This is a genomic window from Arthrobacter sp. fls2-241-R2A-172 (genome assembly GCF_030208885.1).
GTDB lineage: Bacteria > Actinomycetota > Actinomycetes > Actinomycetales > Micrococcaceae > Arthrobacter.
In genome coordinates this window covers 489,949-508,363 of sequence record NZ_JARVTB010000004.1, presented here as the reverse complement: position 1 = coordinate 508,363, position 18,415 = coordinate 489,949, and the positions used below count along the sequence as shown (strand labels likewise).

The 18,415-nt window shown below is 63.1% G+C and carries 15 protein-coding genes; 3 read left to right on the top strand and 12 right to left on the bottom strand.

Translation table 11 applies throughout. The annotated features are described in order from the left end of the window. Positions 1-18 precede the first annotated feature (18 nt). The 4 genes from QRM57_RS10520 to galU form a co-directional block, all read right to left on the bottom strand. Positions 19-819, bottom strand: a complete 801-nt coding sequence (locus tag QRM57_RS10520; RefSeq protein ID WP_284986523.1) for an SDR family oxidoreductase — start codon at positions 817-819, stop codon at positions 19-21. Between the two features lie 9 nt (positions 820-828). Beyond that, positions 829-1,710 carry a hypothetical protein gene (locus QRM57_RS10515; protein WP_502868640.1) on the bottom strand — a complete coding sequence of 294 codons (882 nt, stop codon included), beginning with the start codon at positions 1,708-1,710 and terminating at the stop codon, positions 829-831. Positions 1,711-1,840: 130 nt separating this feature from the next. Next, positions 1,841-2,467 carry a GNAT family N-acetyltransferase gene (locus tag QRM57_RS10510; protein WP_284986522.1) on the bottom strand — a complete coding sequence of 209 codons (627 nt, stop codon included), beginning with the start codon at positions 2,465-2,467 and terminating at the stop codon, positions 1,841-1,843. A gap of 6 nt (positions 2,468-2,473) precedes the next feature. Beyond that, a complete protein-coding gene (galU, locus tag QRM57_RS10505) occupies positions 2,474-3,379 on the bottom strand; it encodes a UTP--glucose-1-phosphate uridylyltransferase GalU (RefSeq protein ID WP_284986521.1) in 906 nt (301 codons plus the stop codon). 131 nt (positions 3,380-3,510) lie between these two features. On the opposite strand from galU, the gene QRM57_RS10500 reads away from it, so the two are divergent. The 3 genes from QRM57_RS10500 (at position 3,511) to cpaB (ending at position 5,404) form a co-directional block, all read left to right on the top strand. Further along, the gene (locus QRM57_RS10500; RefSeq protein WP_284986520.1) at positions 3,511-4,113 is read left to right on the top strand and encodes a 5-formyltetrahydrofolate cyclo-ligase; all 603 of its coding nucleotides are present in this window, start codon (positions 3,511-3,513) and stop codon (positions 4,111-4,113) included. A 154-nt stretch (positions 4,114-4,267) separates the two neighbouring features. After that, the gene (locus QRM57_RS10495) at positions 4,268-4,540 is read left to right on the top strand and encodes an FmdB family zinc ribbon protein (RefSeq protein ID WP_235517030.1); all 273 of its coding nucleotides are present in this window, start codon (positions 4,268-4,270) and stop codon (positions 4,538-4,540) included. Positions 4,541-4,609: 69 nt separating this feature from the next. After that, complete coding sequence (gene cpaB, locus QRM57_RS10490) at positions 4,610-5,404, top strand: Flp pilus assembly protein CpaB (protein ID WP_284986519.1); 795 nt, start codon at positions 4,610-4,612, stop codon at positions 5,402-5,404. A 23-nt stretch (positions 5,405-5,427) separates the two neighbouring features. Here cpaB and QRM57_RS10485 read toward each other — a convergent pair whose 3' ends face one another. The 8 genes from QRM57_RS10485 to QRM57_RS10450 all read right to left on the bottom strand — a co-directional run bounded on the left by QRM57_RS10485 (position 5,428) and on the right by QRM57_RS10450 (position 18,408). Beyond that, positions 5,428-9,591 (bottom strand): DUF4011 domain-containing protein, encoded by a 4,164-nt coding sequence (locus tag QRM57_RS10485; protein WP_284986518.1) that lies wholly within the window; start codon positions 9,589-9,591, stop codon positions 5,428-5,430. Between the two features lie 161 nt (positions 9,592-9,752). Further along, entirely contained in the window at positions 9,753-11,342 is a 1,590-nt protein-coding gene (guaA, locus tag QRM57_RS10480) for a glutamine-hydrolyzing GMP synthase (RefSeq protein ID WP_257371218.1), read from the bottom strand. A 109-nt stretch (positions 11,343-11,451) separates the two neighbouring features. Then, a complete protein-coding gene (locus QRM57_RS10475) occupies positions 11,452-11,952 on the bottom strand; it encodes a DUF3817 domain-containing protein (RefSeq protein WP_284986517.1) in 501 nt (166 codons plus the stop codon). Further along, positions 11,949-12,824, bottom strand: coding sequence for an SURF1 family protein (locus QRM57_RS10470; protein ID WP_284986516.1), 876 nt, complete (start codon positions 12,822-12,824; stop codon positions 11,949-11,951). Before QRM57_RS10470 ends, QRM57_RS10475 begins: the two co-directional genes overlap by 4 nt. Positions 12,825-12,884: 60 nt before the next feature. Next, positions 12,885-13,373, bottom strand: a complete 489-nt coding sequence (locus QRM57_RS10465; RefSeq protein ID WP_211711216.1) for a PTS sugar transporter subunit IIA — start codon at positions 13,371-13,373, stop codon at positions 12,885-12,887. 48 nt (positions 13,374-13,421) lie between these two features. Next, on the bottom strand, positions 13,422-15,176 hold the full coding sequence (locus QRM57_RS10460) for a glycerol-3-phosphate dehydrogenase/oxidase (protein ID WP_257371222.1): 1,755 nt from the start codon (positions 15,174-15,176) through the stop codon (positions 13,422-13,424). Between the two features lie 131 nt (positions 15,177-15,307). Then, positions 15,308-16,444, bottom strand: coding sequence for a GuaB3 family IMP dehydrogenase-related protein (locus QRM57_RS10455; RefSeq protein WP_284986515.1), 1,137 nt, complete (start codon positions 16,442-16,444; stop codon positions 15,308-15,310). A gap of 71 nt (positions 16,445-16,515) precedes the next feature. Continuing rightward, a complete protein-coding gene (locus QRM57_RS10450; protein WP_284986514.1) occupies positions 16,516-18,408 on the bottom strand; it encodes an ABC transporter ATP-binding protein in 1,893 nt (630 codons plus the stop codon). Positions 18,409-18,415 lie beyond the last annotated feature (7 nt).

Here is an 18,415-nt window from a genome sequence, read left to right as displayed (position 1 = left end):
CGGACCAGTGTCCCTAGGCTATAAAGTTTCGCGGCGCTTTTCCAACCACGACACGAACGTCTCGGAACCAACCTTTTGTTCGGGGACCAGGTTATGGCCTGCACGCAGGTAAGCGCCCATCGGGCCCGGCAGCGGCAGCGCGATGATCTTTCCGCGGGCGCCCGTGATGCGTTTCCAATCCTCCGCCATCTGCCGCATGGTGAGCACCTCCGGACCGCCTGCAGTGCGCACCCTGTGCAATGGAGCCCCCGCCTCAGCCGTGGCCGCTTCGAGCAGGGAGGCCGCGGCATCCGCCGGCGAGATGGTCTGGAACCTGGCGCCGTTGAAAGTGGGGACGAGCCCTAGTCGCGCGCCGGCTGCAAAGACCATCGCGACGAGGCTGTGGAACTGCGTGGCCCGGACGACCACGGTTTGCAGCGGCGACTCGGCGTACGCGCGCTCCTTTTCTGCTTTGGAAACGTAATACGAATATGTGCTCAGATCGCAGTTGATGATCGACAGCGCCACAATCCTGGCCACCCCGGCCAGGTGGGCAGCCGCGGCGAGGCGCGCGCCGCCGTCGGCGAACTGCTTTTTGGCTTTGCCGAACTGTCCCTCAAGGCAATCAATAACGACGTCGGTACCCGCCAGGGCGGCGGCCAGCCCGTCGCCCGTGGTGACGTCGGCAGCGAAGTAGGCTGCGCCGTCAAGACGATCCGCTGAGGCCATGGCTGGCACGTGGCGGCTGAGAACGGAGACCGTGTGCCCGGCAGCCACGGCGAGGCGGACAACTTCCCGGCCAACCTGGCCGGTGCCCCCTGCAACGCAGATACTGGTCATGGAGGGCTGTTAGGCGCGACGGCGCTGAAGGACGTCATCCAGGTTGCTGAGGGCGCTCTGGCTCTTGACGGAAACCGCAACCGCTTCGGCCTGCTCGGCGTTCTGCTTCAAGATGGGCTTGCCCACGGGCTTGGGGGCTTCCGGGAGATCCAGCGGCTCAGGTGCCGGGCGGGCTACTTTCGCGGCATCGACATACGTGGGCTTCGGGACCTCCACAGGTTTCCAGCTTGCGCCCTTGGATTCCTGGGCAGACTTGGCCGAGTGATCCCCGGCTGCCACGGCAACTGCCAGCGCGGCTTGACGCAGTTCATCAGCTGTAGGCCGGTTGGCTTCGCGGCTGGCGGCCTCGGCATCGAAGACGGTGGTCGCCTTGGGCTCGGCCGGCTCTTCCTTTGGCAGGTAACGGGCGGGAGTCGGGATCGGCGCGGCCTGCGCTGCACGCCGCGCGCGTCGTTCGCGCAGGTCCCGAAGGGCAAGCCTGCGCAACACCACGACGGCGACTACCGCACCGACCAGCGAGACGAGCGGCAACCACAGCGATCCCTTACCGAAGAGGCAAAGGATGCCTGAAACGATCGCCGTCAAAAGCAGGGCAAGGCCCGACAACGCCAACGTAAAGCGGGCGTACCGAATGGTGAAGGGTGTAGAGGACGACTTCCGGGCGGCAGTTTCGGCCGCTGAGGATCCCTGGGGCGACGCCGGTGCTGTCCTGTGCATGGTCTCCATCGGTTTCTCCTGCTGAGGTGCCAAAGTCAGTACCACCCCTGCCTGCGGTTCGTCTGGTTCGTCGTCGATTGCGTCTGCTGGAACAGCCACTGTTTGGACTTGTGAACGCCTGTTCCGTAAAACATAAGGCGCCACCCAGACCATCCACAGCGCGACAGCGACCACGAGTATCACTGAGCTGCTGAGAGGGAAGTCCACATTCAAAACCGTAGAAGCAAATGACCGGGGGCGGCGGCATTGAGGCCGGTGTGTCGTGGGCGAGTCCGCAAATGACTGGAGTTAGGGCCGAAAAGGCCTATGACCTGCCCGTTTGTCCGCTGAGCCACCTGCGCAGGAGTCCTTCGGGAACTTCATCGGAAGTAAGTGCAAAGGAACGGTGGTCGGCCCACTCGCCATTGATGTGCAAGTACCGTTCCTTGTAGCCCTCATCGCGGAAACCCAGTTTCTCCACAACCCTGAGGCTTGGCGCGTTTTCCGGGCGGATATTGATTTCCATGCGGTGCAGGCCCAGCACGCGGAAGCAATGGTCGGTGGCCATCGCTACGGCTGTGGGAGCGATGCCATGCCCGGCACGGTCCTTATCGACCCAATAGCCCAGGGTGGCCATCATCGCCGAACCCCACACAATGGAGGAAACCGTTAACTGCCCCACAATCTTCGGTTCACGAAAGCCGGGGGTCCGCTCAACGATCACAAAAGGCAGTGCGGTGGACTGACGGGCCTGGTCGTTCAGGGAGGCCACCATCTGGCGATAGCTGGGGAGGCGCCCACCCGGAGCCGGGTTGGACGCCTCCCATGGCGCCAGCCATTCGCTGTTCCGTGAACGGACTTCGGACCACTCCCGCTTATCGCGGTAACGGATGGGCCGCAGCAACAGGTCTCCGCTTTCCAGCGTCACCGGCCAGATCGCAGAGCCGTACATCCGTTGTTACTTGGGAAGTGCTGCAGTGAAGGTCGGCAGCCACTCGCGCAATTCGGGGCCGAGGTCCTCGCGTTCGCAGGCGAGCTCGATGCAGGCCTTGAGGTAGCTCAGTTTGTCGCCGGTGTCGAAGCGGCGTCCGCGGAAGACCACGCCGTATACGCCATAGCCCTCACCCTCGCCTGCAGCCAGCACCTCGAGGGCATCCGTCAGCTGGATTTCCCCTCCGCGGCCCGGCCCTGTGTTCTCCAGGACCTCAAACACGGCCGGGTGGAGGACGTAGCGACCAATGACGGCCAGGTTTGATGGAGCTTCTTCCGGCGAAGGCTTCTCCACGAGCTGCTTGATGCGCACATACCCGTCCTCGCCTTCGTCCTCCACGTCCGCGCAGCCGTAGGCGCTGATCTTTGAGGGCTCAACTTCGATGAGGGCCACCACGGATCCGCCGGTCTTCTGCTGGACAGCAATCATTTCGCTGAGCAGGTCGTCCTTAGGATCGATCAGGTCATCACCAAGGAGCACGGCGAACGGTTCGTGGCCGACGTGCTGCTTTGCACGAAGGACTGCATGGCCGAGCCCGTTGGCGTCGCCCTGGCGAACGTAGTGGATGTCGCCCAGGTTGGTGGCCGACTGAATGGCCTCCAACTTGGCAGTGTCACCCTTTTCGGCAAGCGTTGCCTCAAGTGCCGGCACACGGTCGAAGTGATCTTCAAGGGCGCGCTTGCTGCGCCCCGTGATCATGAGGACGTCGTGCAGGCCCACCTTAACGGCTTCTTCGACGACGTACTGGATGGCTGGCTTATCAACCACGGGCAGCATTTCCTTGGGCATCGCCTTTGTTGCAGGCAGGAACCTGGTGCCAAGGCCCGCTGCGGGGATGACGGCCTTACGGACAGCATTGTTATCGAGAGTCACCGGACTAATCTAACGGAAGGAAGACATCAACGGCTAAACCCCGCCGCACCGAAAGAGGGTTTTTTGTTTCAGGGAAGGGCAGCCCTCTTGCTCCTTCCGGTGTTACGTACGGACCCAAAGAACGGATACATATGGCAACGAAGGAAGAGATCCGGAGCAGCCGCCGGCTTCACAGGCGAAGCCTTGCGCCAGAGCAGATTGCAGCCGCCGGCGCGTCTATAGCCCGGCACGGCACGGACTGGGCAGCAACAAGGGCCCCCGCCACCGGCACTTTTGCGGTCTACGTTGGAGTCGCTTTCGAACCCCCCACGCTGCCCCTGATTCAGGCGCTGCACGACGCCGGGCACCGTATCCTGCTCCCGGTCTGCGAGCCGGAAAGGCAATTGAGTTGGGTGTATTGGACGCCGTCGACCGTGTTCGTGCGGTCCTCCTACGCCCCCATTGACGAACCCGAGGGCGAAAGGCTGGAAAGTTCGGTCATCGCGGACGCCGCAGGGATTTTCATGCCGGCCACGGCCGTTGACCGGGACGGAAACAGGATCGGCCAAGGAGGCGGCTACTATGACCGGCTCCTCCAAGGACTCGACGCATCCGGCCAGCGGCCGCCCACCATCGCTGTAGTGTACGACGACGACCTGTTGCCTTCCGGTTCCATACCCGCCGAAGCTTTCGACCGCCCCGTGCGGGAAGTGCTCACGCCCTCCGGATCCATTCGCCTCGACGGCCCGGAATAGGTGGCCCCGTCTCGATGTTATGAGCTTCAGTCCGGCACGAATGCTGCAATGGCACCGGATGATAGAATTGGCACTCAGGCCCTGCGACTGCTAACCCGGAGACGCTCCGGATGCGTGGCACAGGACCTGAACCCTGTCCTGAAGGAGGAATTCAGTGCCCACTTACGCATACGCCTGCAAAGACTGTGACCATGCCTTTGACATCGTCCAGTCCTTCTCTGACAGCTCCTTGACGGAGTGCCCCGAATGCAAGGGAGCGCTTCGGAAGAAGTTCAACAGCGTTGGCGTTGTTTTCAAGGGCTCGGGTTTCTACCGCACTGACTCCCGCGACGCCAAAGGAAGCACGGTTTCGGCCGCTCCCGCAGCGCCCGCACCTGCGTCGTCGGCTCCCGCCGCGACTCCGGCCCCGGCAGCCGCAGCCAGCTAAGAGCTCCCTTTTCCACATAGCCCAGCCCGGCACTGTTTCCGTGGGTGCCGTGCTGGCTAGCGTGGCTGCATGCCACATCAGTCACGAAGCACACTCCTTGCCCGGGCCGAACGATCAGCGGCGGCCGCTGGTAAATGGTCTCCCCCCTCGCGTACGCCGCTGCGCGCCCCCTTTGATTCCAGGTTCAGCCGCAACCGTCCGCGCAACCCTGACACCCGGCGTGGCCTGAAGCGCAGGTTCGGAACCTTGATCGGACGGAACCGCCGCCTCACCGTCGCGCTCCTGCTCTGCGTGGCTGCCGGTATCGCAGTCCAGCAGCTCACGCCCGCTTCTGAGCAACGCGTCAACGTACTGGTGGCTGTCCGGGACCTCCCCAGCGGCACCAACCTGGCCGCTTCCGACTTCACCACCGTTCCTGTAACCCAGGGTTTGGCAATCCCCACCGCATTTGAGGACCCCGGCGCCCTCGCAGGGCGTCAGCTCGCTGCACCCCTTGGCCAGGGCCAGATCCCCACGGAGTCCAGCCTGCTGGGTCCTGGCTTGCTCACCGGATCACCCCCGGGCACGGCAGCGGTTCCACTCCGGATGGCCGACCCTTCATCCATCCAGTTGCTCTCCCCCGGCCAGTTGGTGTCCGTGGTCCTTACCGCAGCCGGATCCTACGATGAGTCCCGCGAAAGCCAGGTCCTGGCTGGTCCTGTTGCCGTGCTGTGGACCTCTGCCCAAGGCGGGAAGGCCGGGGAGTGGCTCGGTACGGGTGACAACGACGGCCTGGTGGTTGTGGCTGCCGACCCCCGGCAAGCAGAAAAGCTTGCCGGCGCATCAACGCAGGGCAAGCTTTTCTTTGTACTGGTCAGCCCGTGAAAGGACGTTCCGTCAGGCTGGCATCAGCCCCAGTGCGGGGGCTTTTGCTCCTTGAGCCACTCCTCGTGGTCATACCCGGACTCATCTCCCCAACGGCGGGGGTCGTCCTCTGCAGCCTTGGTTGGAAGAATGCCCTGCGGGGCCGGCTTGGCTGGAACAGCCTTCGACTCCTCCGAGCCCTCAGCGCCGGCCTGGCCGGCATCCTCCGAGCTCTCCGCAGCGCTGTCTTCCCCGCCGGTTACTTGTTCCGTCATTGGTGCTTCTTTTCCGTTGTCGGCTGCAGCATCGGCCGGCTTGGGGCCAGCCTCGCTCCTGCCGGCCGCCCTTCGTGCGCTGGGCGCGAAGGAAGGCGGTGCTTTGTCAAGGTTCAATTGTTCAACATCCACGTCCAGGAAGCCATGCTGGGGAGAGGAAGCGAGCTGCGGGATGTGGTTTTCCAGTCCCAGGTAGGAGCCGATGCGGTCGGCGCAGGACGACGGGTCCGTGAAGACTTCAATCGTCCACAACGACATGTACCGCCACCCCATGCGCTCCAGCAGTTGCGGCCGCAGACGGCTTCGCTCGCGCACGCTCATACGCCTGTAACGTTCGGTGCCATCGGATTCGATGGCCACCGGGGTGGGAATCTCGGCACCCTCCCGGCCAATGGTGTGCACCGGATCCGCGGCGGCAGCGATGTCCAGCACTCCATCGTAGAGATGCCACACGCGTGCTCCACGAGCACGCAACCGCTCCCCAAGATCAGCCACCAAGGGATCTTCACCGAGCGCTTGTTCGCTGGCGACGGCGCGGGAAGCAGGTGTTCCAAGGTTGCTGTTTCCAGAGAGTTCGCGGTCCAGCAATTCGTAGAAGTCGACGGCACCGTGAGCCAGTCGATCCTGGTCAAGGTCTTCGGGGCGGAAGCACGTCAGAACGTGCATGGAGCGCCGGGCGCGGGTCATTGCCAAAGCAAAGCGGTTACGCCCGCCTTCGGTGGACAAAGGCCCGAAGGAGTGGAGCGCACGCCCGTGAGGTGTGCGACCGTAGCCGAGGGAGAAGATGACGTGATCCCGCACCAAGCCCTGGGCGCGCTCCAGGTCCACTACCCTGAAGGACTCTGGACCGGCCCCGAAGAATGTGGACAGGAGGGGATGGTTTGGCAGTTGGAGCCTGATGGCCTCACCGATCCTGGCCGCATGGCGGAGGCTGGCCGTTACTACGGCCAAGGATGTGCGGGGACGAAGCCTGGCGTGTTCGAACACCAGGTCCACCACACGGTTGACTTCCGCGGTGACGGACTCAACACCTTCGTGGTCAGCCCCCGGGAGGCCAGTGCCATCGGGGATGTATTCCACCAGGATCGAACGGTCCAGGCCGGTGACGGAATTGCCGTCGGGCAGGCGCCGCAGTCCGCCGTCGTAGTAGTTCTTGCTCAGCTGGAGGATCAGGTCCTCGTCCACGGCACGGTAAACCCAATTCAACTGCCATGTGGGCAGCACGCGGGCAAGCGCCTTGAAGGCGCTGTCCACAACCTCGTGGCTGGCTACACCGGCAACCGGAGGTTCCACGGCAACGCTGAAAGTGCGGGCGTTGGCGATCTTTGCATCTCCGAAGGCCACTACCTGCTGTGCCCGGGCAATGGCGGGAAGAACTGCCTGCAGGGAGGTCGACTCAGCGTCGATGATCACCACAGCATCAAACTTCTGTTCTGCAGGAAGTACTCCGGTCAGCAGGTAAGGACTGACCGACCAGACCGGCACCAGCAGCGGAACAAGGTCCGGTGCCTGGGCGCTCAGTGCCGGCAACGTCACACGCCCATCCTTCAACAGGGCACGAAGCAACTCGGCCTGCCGCGGGTGTTCGAGGATGCCTTGACGCCATTTCTGGGCCAGCTGCCAACGAAGCCGGGCCGCGCCACTGGCGATGTGGGCCTGGTCCGCGAGGCGGTATTCGGCCTCGAGGCGGCGCAGCGAATCGCCATCGGACATAGCAAGGTAGTCGTCGCCGCTGATCATGGCTTCCAGCGCAGACTGCCACCAGGCAAGGTCCAGCTCCGCGGCCACCGAGGGTGCCGGGACTTCGCGGGCAGCAAGGTCAGCGAGCAACTCACCAAGACCGTGCTCGCGCATCTCCTCAATCAACAGCGTCCGCTCGGGCAGGGTCTCCAGGGTGGCTGTGTCCGCTACAAGGCATTCCAACCGCTCCATGAGCTCCGGGTACGGCGTCTGGTGCAGGGAGCCTCCGGCAGCAGTGTGCTTGAGGGCTTCGCCGAGCCGGTGCAGTTCGCCGTCCAATTCCCGGTAAAGAGCACCGAGGTCGGCAAGGCCGGACGGCACAGCCGGGTGACGCTGCGTCGTCGCGTAGCCGGCCCACAAGGCTCGCTGTTCCTGGACGAGTACCAGCGAACTGTGGAGGTCCGCGATGTGGACGCCGGGCCGCACGTATTCTTTGGCTACGCGCCGCAGCCTGGAGCGCTGCATGGACGGCATTTCCAGGTTCCGTTCACGTCGCCATGCGGAGCTGGCTGTTGCGGAGATGAGGTCATGGACAGGCCGGTCAAAGATGTCCGGGGTGAACTTGTCCAGGCTTTCCCGCACGGCAATCAGCAGTTCAAGCTGGGCTCCCCATTCGGTGAACGTTTCGCCCAACCTGATTTCGGCGTGGTCGGAAACCTGCTTCATGCGGTCACGCAGGATGGGGAGTTTCTCCTCAGCCAAACGAACCAGTTGCTGGGCTTCTTCTGTCTCCTTGCGGGTCACCAGGCGTGCGCCATACCAGGGGCTGGAAGTCGAGGCTCGGCTAAAGCTGCCCAGTTCGGCCGCACGGCGCAACCGGCCGGCAAGTTCCTCGCGGTCCTTGATGTTGTCCAGGACGCTGCGCTTCAACCGCACCGTCGTGGATGGCGCAGGGTGGATGGACGTCAATTCGGCGAGCGATTGCATAGCCTGGTACGGGGAACAACCCCAACGCTCACGGACATTGTGCAGGGATGCCACGTGGTCCATCAGGGCATGCCGGTGCTCGATCAACGTCTGGTGAAGGTTACCCAGCTGAGGCTCCAGGGCTTTCTCGCTGCGCATGATGGCACGGACCAGTTGGCCCTTAAGCTGCTGCGGCGTAGTTCCATTGCCCGGCCGGAAGAACATCGAATCAAGGCCCAGCGACTCCAGGTGCGCGGACAAACCAGCAAGGCTGGACTGCCTGTCCCCCACCACCAGTACGGACTTGCCTTCGCTGACCAAGGCACCGATGGCGTTGATCGCGGTCTGTGTTTGCCCACTCCCCGGCGGAGTGCTGACAACAAGCGAATCTCCAGCCCGCACTGCGTCCACCACGTACTGCTGGTCCGTGTCGGCGTCGAGCAAGAGGAGCTCATCGGCGGGATTCCGCTGGTCAAGATCGGGGAACCTGCCCGCTTTGATGGGTTCAGGCTCAATGTCGCCACCGTTGGCTGCACTGGCCAAAGCGGCCACAGTGGGGTTGTTCATGTTGATCCACGGATCATCCAGGTTCCCGGAAAGGTCAGCCAAGGTGGTGACGAGCAGGTTGAACTCCACCTCCGCGCCGTGAATGGGCTGGACCAAGGTAGCCAAGCGGTCCAAAACCGGCTGGGGGTCGAGCCTGGCGGTGTTGTAGGCCATGCGTGCGACCGCATTGACGTCAAAGACGATGCCGTGCACCGTTTTCAGGTGCCGAACCAAGGCCGGGTTCATACGGGCCTGTTCGGTGAGCTGGAGTTCGAAGTCGTCCTCGCCCGGCCGAACGGTGAGAACAATGGACGTAAGCATGACCGGCGCGGAAACGCGCTGGGGCTTCCCACCTACTGCCGATGTCCACACCACGGTACCGGCGGACAAGTATCCGGCTTCGATACCGCGGTCGTTGCTGAGCTCGAAAATTTTGGACCGGATATTCCGGGCTGCCCGGGCAGCGACCAAATACTGTTGCCTGTCCCTGATCAGAGTGGACAGGCGCGTCCTGCGGCCCGCGAGCAGCTGGGCGAGGCCCGACGGGTGCGCATTGCTGAGGTCAATGGCGCCTTCCGGGGTCTTAACGAAACGCAGCATCGTATCTGCCCCGGTAACGGGCTTAAGACCAGACAGCCATTTCCTGAGCTCCTCGGAGCCCTCTTCCTGGCCTAGACCTAATGACACAACTTCTGCCTTCTTTTCTGTACTAGCTTTAGACGCCCTGGACCATACCGGCATACTTTCGAGGGTAGCCGGAATACCCCGCCAGCCCACTTCGCAACGCTGTTCCGACGCGAAATTCGCCGCCAGTTCACAACCAACTCGCCCGCAGAGGCTCACGATGCCCCCGGTTGGAGCACAATGGCCGGCCTCCCAAGGGAGGCCGGCCATTCAGAATGCTATTCCCACTCGATGGTTCCCGGTGGCTTGCTGGTGACGTCCAGCACCACGCGGTTCACGCCATCCACCTCATTGGTGATGCGGTTGGAGATGCGGGCCAGGAGGTCATAAGGCAACCTGGACCAGTCAGCCGTCATGGCGTCCTCGGAGGACACCGGACGGAGCACGATCGGGTGCCCGTAAGTGCGGCCGTCGCCCTGTACGCCAACGCTGCGGACGTCTGCGAGCAGGACGACCGGCATCTGCCAGACGTCGTTGTCCAAACCGGCGGCCGTCAGCTCCGCACGGGCAATGGCGTCAGCCTTGCGCAGCAGGTCCAGGCGCTCTTTGTTCACTTCGCCAACGATGCGGATACCCAGGCCGGGGCCGGGGAACGGCTGGCGGCCAACGATTTCCTGCGGCAGGCCAAGCTGAGCGCCGACGGCACGGACTTCGTCCTTGAACAGGGCGCGCAGCGGCTCGACAAGCTCGAACTGCAGGTCCTCGGGAAGCCCACCCACGTTGTGGTGGCTCTTGATGTTCGCAGCACCTTCGCCGCCGCCGGATTCGACGACGTCGGGGTACAAGGTGCCCTGGACCAGGAACTTGATCTTCTCGCCGTCGGCTGCGGCCTGGGCGATGATGGCCCGTTCCGCTTCCTCGAAGGCGCGAATGAACTCACGGCCGATGATCTTGCGCTTGGTTTCGGGATCGCTCACGCCGGCAAGAGCCGAGAGGAAGCGTTCCTGCTCATTGGCAACGTACAGGTTGACACCCGTAGCGGCAACGAAGTCCCGTTCAACCTGCTCGGCTTCGCCTTCACGCAGGAGGCCGTGGTCCACGAAGACACAGGTCAGCTGGTCGCCGACAGCACGCTGGACCAATGCAGCTGCGACGGCGGAGTCAACGCCACCGGAGAGACCGCAAATGACCTTGGAATCGCCGATCTGCTCGCGGATACGATCCACTTGCTCTTCGAGGATGTTCCCGGTTGTCCAGTTCGGGGTAAGGCCCGCGCCCTTGAAGAGGAAGTTTTCCAGGACGTGCTGGCCCAGGACCGAGTGCTTCACTTCGGGGTGCCACTGCACACCGTAAAGGCGCTTCTCGTCGTTGGCGAAGGCCGCTACCGGGGCACCGGCCGTAGTAGCCAGTACCTCGAAGCCCTCGGGAGCTTCGTGTACGGAGTCGCCGTGGCTCATCCAGGTGTTCTGCGACGCCGGGACGCCATCAAGGATGGAACGTGCGTCACCCACGAGGAGCGCTTCGGTTGCACCGTATTCCCTCAAACCGGTCTGGGCCACTTTGCCACCCAAGGCATTTGCCATGGCCTGGAATCCGTAACAGATGCCGAAAACCGGAACGCCAGCCTCGAAGAGGTCCGGGCCCACGAACGGCGCGCCCTCGGCGTAGACGCTGGAGGGTCCGCCGGAAAGAATGATGGCTGCCGGGTTCTTGGCCAGAAGCTGCTCGGTGGTGAAGGTATGCGGAACGATTTCCGAATACACATTCGCTTCACGGACGCGGCGGGCAATCAGCTGCGCGTACTGGGCACCGTAGTCAACAACCAGCACCGGCTTCTGGGAAGTCTGGGGTGCGGTGGGAGTAGTCACCCACCAAGACTACTTTGCCGGACCGCCCCGGTGCACCTTGACGATGGCGCGGAAGGGCCAAAACCGGGCCGGTCGTTAGGCATCTCACACCCGCGGCGCCCAGTGGCGCCTAGTAGCGCTTGGAGGCCTGGGGGTTCGCGGCCAACTCGGCCTCAACCTCTGCGTGGAATTTCTTCTCGACAAAGAACGACAGCAACGGAATGACGCCACCGAGTGCCAGCAGGACCATCTTGGAGAACGGCCACCGCATCAGGGACCACAGCCGGAAGTTCGAGACCAAGTAGACCACGTACATCCAGCCATGCACGATCAGCACCGACGTGGAGATGTTGAAGCCGCCAAGGACTCCCTTCGGCTCAGACTCGGCAAAACCGAACCCGAACGGCTGTCCGGTGACCGCATCGGTCCCGCCAGCGTAGAGCGAAACACCGAAGGCGTAGCGGGCAATCAACTCCGCGCACAGCAGAAGAAGCATCGCACCCGTGAGGTAGGCCATCACCTTGTAGAACTTCAGCGCAGAGCGGATCTGGGCTTCCGTTCCGCCAAACCGCCGCTTCTTGGGCTTGTTTCCGGATTGCTCGGGCTGGACGGCCGGTTTGGGCTCAATCATTGCTGCACCTTTTGTTGTTGCTCTGGGCTTGTCGAATCTGTGCTGGTGGGCTCTTCAGCGCCGTTTTCGCTGACTGTACCGTTTTCGGCGTCGAACTCGTCGTCCTCATCCTCTTCCAGGTCCCGGCGGTAGTCGTCCTTGACCAGCCGCCACCAGATGAAGATCGAGAAGCCGGCAAAGACTACCCACTCCACCGCGTAGAAGAGGTTCAGCCAGTTGACCTGCTCGGCAGGCGGCTGCGCGGGGATATTGAGGGGCTTCATGGTGTCGGAGGCCGGCACCGCTACCCCACCGGCCATCTCCGACGTCGCGGCGACGAAGCCGGGATAGCTGGAGACTTGCCAGTCGTTGATGAGTTCCGCGGTGGACACCGCCGACGCGCGTCCTGGACCGGCGTCGACGTTCGGTACGGGGGCTTCAGACGGGATGAGGCGACCGGTCAAGGTGATAGTGCCCGACGGCGGCGGCCCGGCTTGGGAGGCGTCGGCCACCCAGCCGCGGGCTACCGGAATCCAGGTCCGGGGCGAGGCGGCAACGCCGCTGAGCTTTGGGGCGTCATTGACCGCGAAGGCGGAGACGATCCAGTAACCCTTTTGGTTGTTGTACAGGCGGCCCTCCACAAGGACCTGCTTGTCGGGGTCATAGCTTCCGGTCGCGCTGACCATCTGGTCGGAGACGGATCCATGGAAGAACTCGCCCGGCTTGAGGACGTCCACAAGGGGTTTTACTTCCTCGATGCTGGACGGCGCGGGAGGCTCGTGCTGGGTGGACCGGCTGAGCTGCCATTGGCTGAGCAGCACAAACACCCCGGACAGCACAAGCGCAAAGACCAGTCCTGCGATCCAGCGGGGTTTCAACGCGGTTTTTAACACCCCTTAACCGTACTTCGTCCAGCTGTAGAACAACGAAACGGGTGTTCAGTGCACAAGACTTCAGTGGTCGAAGAACACCAAGCTGGAGTTGATGAGCTCTGAGATGACTTCGGGATCGTGCGCCCGGCGGAGTGATTCCCGGAAAGATTCCTTCGACAGGGACCGGGCAAGGGTGGCCAGCACCTCAAGGTGGTCCGAGAAGGAGCTTGCCGGGGTGGCGATGAGGAGGATCAGGGTTGCAGGCCCATCGGTTGCGCCGAAATCCAGGGCGTGGCCGAATTTGGTCACGCCCACCGCGATGGAGATCCTGTCCACGTACTCGCTGCGGGCGTGCGGAAGGCCTATTCCCCCGGGAAGCCCCGTTGCCAGTTGGTGTTCACGTGAATGTACCTGCTCCAGGAAGCCCTCAAGGTTGGTGATCCGGCCAGCCGCGTGGAGCTTCGTGGCCAGTTGGGCCGCAGCATCGATCTTGTCCTGGGCGACGAGTTCGAGGATGACAGTGTCCGGGGTTGTCAGTTCCGCGTCATACCGGTCAAGTGGTTCAGCCAAGTCGTGTTCCCTCCAGTGTGGCCCTGGGACCGCATTTCCCTGAACTGGTCAGCGAAGGGGAACGATGTCATCCACCCCCATGCGTGCGGCATCGGCCGATTCGTCATCGGGTTGCTGCTGACTAAGTCGTTCAGCTTCCACCCGCGCCAGGTAGTGCTTGATCTCGCTTTCGCGCTGGGTCTCGCTCCAGCCAAGGATTTCTCCCATCAGCTTAGCTACTACGGGCGCGGCAGACACACCGCGGTCCCAGGCTTCGATGGAAATACGGGTGCGGCGGGTCAAAACGTCGTCAACGTGACGGGCGCCTTCGTGGGTTGTTGCATATACGACTTCTGCGGCGAGATAGTCGTCTGCACCTGGAAGGGGCTCTGCCAATTCCGGTCGGTTGGAGATGATGTCCAGGACTTCCGGGGTCATTGAGCCGAAACGGTTGAGCAGGTGCTCGACGCGGGCAACGTGGACACCGGCCTGCTCGGCGGACCTGCCACGCCGGTTCCACGCGGCCTTGAATCCCTCGGCGCCGAGCAGCGGAATGGTTTCCGTGCAGCTGGAGGGAACGCGCTCGTCCATGGCCCTGGTCGCCTCGTCCACTGCATCCTTGGCCATGATCCGGTAGGTGGTGTACTTTCCACCGGCCACTACTACCAAGCCCGGCACGGGATGCGCCACAACGTGTTCGCGGGACAACTTGGCCGTGGAATCGTTGTCGCCGGCCAGGAGCGGACGGAGCCCTGCGTAGACTCCCTCCACGTCTTCCCGTGTCAATGGACGCTTCAGGACCTTGTTGACATGGTCCAGCACGTAGTCAATGTCCTTGCTGGAAGCCGCCGGGTGCGCCTTGTCCAGCTTCCAGTCGGTATCCGTGGTCCCAATGATCCAGTGCCGCCCCCAGGGAATGACGAACAGCACCGACTTTTCCGTACGCAGGATCAACCCCACGGTGGACTGGAAACGGTCGCGGGGCACAACGAGGTGTATGCCCTTGGAAGCCCTGACTTTGAGCTGCCCACGATCTGTGACCATTGCCTGGGTTTCATCCGTCCAGACGCCGGTGGCGTTGACTACCTGCTTGGCCCTGATCTCAAAGACACTGCCGTCCTCTTGGTTTTCGACCTTGGCGCCCACCACGCGTTCACCTTCCCGGAGGAAGTCGACCACCCGGACACGGTTGGCTGCGTGCGCACCGTAATGGGCGGCAGTCCTGACCAGGTTGACCACCAGCCGGGCGTCATCGACCTGGGCGTCGTAGTAGCGGATGGACCCAACGAATGCGTCGTCCTTGAGGCTCGGAGCAGCGCGCAGGGTGCCGCGCCGGAAGAGGTGCTTATGCATGGGCACGCCTCGGCTGTGACCGGAAGTCAGGCCCAGGGTGTCATACAGCATGATGCCGGCGCCTACGTAGGGGCGCTCCCAGAAGCGGCGGGTCAGCGGATACAGGAAAGGAACGGGGCGGACCAGGTGGGGCGCGATCTGCTGGATCAGCAGCCCGCGTTCCTGCAGTGCTTCCTGGACCAGTCCGAAATCGAGCATCTCCAAATAGCGGAGTCCACCGTGGATGAGCTTGGACGAGCGGGACGAAGTTCCTGAGGCCCAATCCCTGGCTTCGACGATCCCTACGGTCAGGCCGCGGGTCACGGCATCCAAGGCTGCGCCAGCTCCCACCACCCCGCCGCCCACGATCAGGATGTCGAGTTCCTTGCCGGCTTCGGCCGTGGCTTTCAGGACTTCGATCGACGCGGCGCGGGATTCCGGGCTCAAAGCTCCCTGCGAATTTCCCTGCGGACCGCCTGCGATATTGCTCATCGGACCCCTCCTCAAACGCAACAGCTGGTAGTTCCCTACCCTACTTGCTGGGTGCTTCCTTGGGCAGGGCACCGGAACGCAAAAACCCCGGCTTCCGGATGTTATCCGGAAGCCGGGGCTTCAAAGCAGAATCAGTTGCCCGAGTACGGTGACACGACGACGTCAACGCGCTGGAACTCCTTGAGGTCCGAGTACCCGGTGGTGGCCATCGAGCGCCTCAGCGCACCAATCAGGTTGGACGTGCCGTCCGTGTGGTGGCCCGGTCCGAAAAGTACCTCTTCCAACGGACCCACCGTACCGACGTTGACGCGGTCCCCGCGGGGTGTTTCAACGTGGTGCGCCTCCGGGCCCCAGTGCCAGCCACGGCCGGGGGCTTCCTCGGCACGGGCCAAAGCGCTCCCGAGCATGACAGCGTCGGCGCCCATGGCGATGGCCTTGACGATATCGCCCGAGCTGCCCATGCCGCCGTCGGCAATGACGTGGACGTAACGGCCGCCGGACTCGTCCATGTAATCGCGGCGGGCGGCCGCGACGTCGGAGATTGCCGAAGCCATGGGCGAGTGGATCCCCAGGGCGCGGCGGGTGGTGGTTGTTGCGCCGCCGCCGAAGCCAACCAGCACACCGGCAGCTCCCGTGCGCATAAGGTGCAGGGCTGGTGTGTAGCCGGCGGCTCCGCCCACGATTACGGGTACATCGAGCTCGTAGATGAACTGCTTGAGGTTCAACGGCTCGTGGTTCTTGGAGACGTGTTCCGCCGAAACCGTGGTACCGCGGATGACGAAGATGTCGACGCCGGCCGCCACCACGGTCTTGTAGTGTTCCTGGGTCCGCTGCGGTGTCAGGGAGCCAGCCACAGTAACGCCAGCGGCGCGGATCTCGGCGAGGCGGGAGCTGATGAGCTCAGGCTGGATGGGTGCCATGTACAGGTCCTGCATGCGCCGGGTGACCGCCGGGCTGCTGGTCTCGTCCGCCAGTCCTGCGATCTCGTCGAGGACCTTCTGCGGGTCCTCATAGCGCGTCCAAAGGCCCTCAAGGTCAAGGACGCCAAGACCACCGAGACGGCCAAAAGCGATGGCGGTATCGGGGGACATCACGGAGTCCATGGGGGCTGCGATGACCGGAGTCTCAAACTTGTAGGCATCGATCTGCCAGGAAACAGAGACGTCCTTCGGGTCACGTGTCCGGCGGTTCGGAACGATCGCAATGTCATCCAGGGAGTAGGCACGACGCCCACGCTTGCCACGGCCAATCTCAATCTCATAAGTCACTGCTCGAGTTTATCCCACCAACCCCACGCCACCGGCCCGGCCCAGCCACGCGGCGCCACGAAACACCGTGACTAAGGAACGTTCCGACTGGTTTCGTCCACGGACAGCTGGGATTCAAACATCCGGAAATACCGGCCACGCAACGCAACAAGCTCCTTATGCGTCCCCTGCTCGGCGATCCGGCCGTCTTCAAGCATGTACACGATGTCCGCCTTTTCGATGGTGGCCAAGCGGTGGCTGATGGCAATGATGGTGCTGCTGCGATCGGCGAAGAGACGAGTGAAGATGCGGTGCTCGGCCAGCGCATCAATGGCCGATGTGGGCTCGTCCATGACCATGAACGAGGCGTCGCGGTAGAAGTTGCGCGCCATGGCCAGCCGCTGCCACTGGCCTCCGGATAGTCCGCTTCCCTTCCGGCCCCGGGGGTCTTCCATCCAGTTGCTGACGTGGTTCTCCAGGCCGTTGGGAAGCTTGTTGATGAATTCCATGGCCTCGGCGTCGGAGGCGGCACGCCGGACGCGGGCATCATCGCGTGGCGCATCGACATCGCCCAGGTAGATGTTGTCGGCCGCCGTGGCGAACTCGTACTTGAGGAACTCCTGGCTCAGGACCGCGAGGTGCCTATGCCAGCTGGTGACATCAATCCCGGCCAGGTCCACGCCGTCGAGCAGGACTTGGCCCGAATCAGGCCGGTACAGTCCGGCCAGGATGCGGATCAAGGTGGACTTTCCTGCACCGTTTTCACCGACAATGGCAATATGCTGGCCCGCTGTGATGGTCATCGAAATGCCTTTGATGACTTCGATGTCACTGCCGGTGTAGCTGAAACGGATGTCCCTCAGTTCCACTGTCGAGGGAGATACGGCCAGGGGCTTCTCCTTGCCACTTGGAATCGGCAGCGCCATGAAGAGCTCATAGTCCTTGAGGTTGGCCAGGTCCTCATCAATGGAACTCAGCGAGGAAACGAGGTTGTTGGCTGTGGACAAGGCACGGCTGACGATCTGCTGGACGTAGAGGAACTGACCTACCGGCTGCGCCCTGGCGATGATCTGACCCACCACCCAGATCAGCGACACGACCTCGGCACCGTACTGCAGGGAGTCTGCTGCCAGTTGCTTGGGGATATAGCGCTTTTGGAAATCCAGGCGCCTTTTCTCGTCCGCGTCCCGCAACCGGGAGCGCAGGTCCATCAGGTACCCCACGATTCCATAGAGCCGCATTTCCGCAATGTGCTGCGGCCGGAGCAGGTTTTGCTCGATCATCCGCCGTTGCCGACGCGAATCCACCTGGGTGTTCCAGTGCGCGATCTGCTCACGGGAGAGCTTGAACTGCAAATAGACGCTGGGCACAATCGCCACCAGCACGATCACTGCGATCCACCAACTGACAAGCAGCAACGCACCGATAGCGAGGATCACGGACACCAGCTGCGTAAAGATGGCAGCGATACGGTCCAGTACCCGGGCATACGAATCGGAAAACCGCTTGGCGCGATCGTAGAGGTCCACCGTCTCTTTGTCGTCATAGCGCCAGAAATCCAAGGCCAGGAAGCGTTCGTACATCATGTCGCCCACGATCGCGCCAACCCGGAAGCTCATCAATTGCTGGATGTACCGGTCAACGCTGCTGAACGCACCCCAAAACAACCCCAGGGCCGCGGTGACGACGACGTAGAGGACTGCCCGCGGACCGGCGTCGGGATCCCCCGCATAGCCGGCCGCCAGGGCGGTGGTGGTAAGCGCGGCAAAGTAGGTGGTGACCAGCGGCAGGGTGGCCGAGATCAGCGACCCAAGGACCTTCATGACCACCGCTGCCGGGGAGGCCTTGAAGCTCACCTTAAGGACCTGCCGGACGGCGCGTGCGTACGGACGCAGCGCCAGCTTGCGGGGCGGTGCCTTGCCAGGTTGAAGTGGGTTCAGCCGGACCGACTCCGGATGCCGCGGTTTCGCGGGCTTTTCAGACATGTGCCCA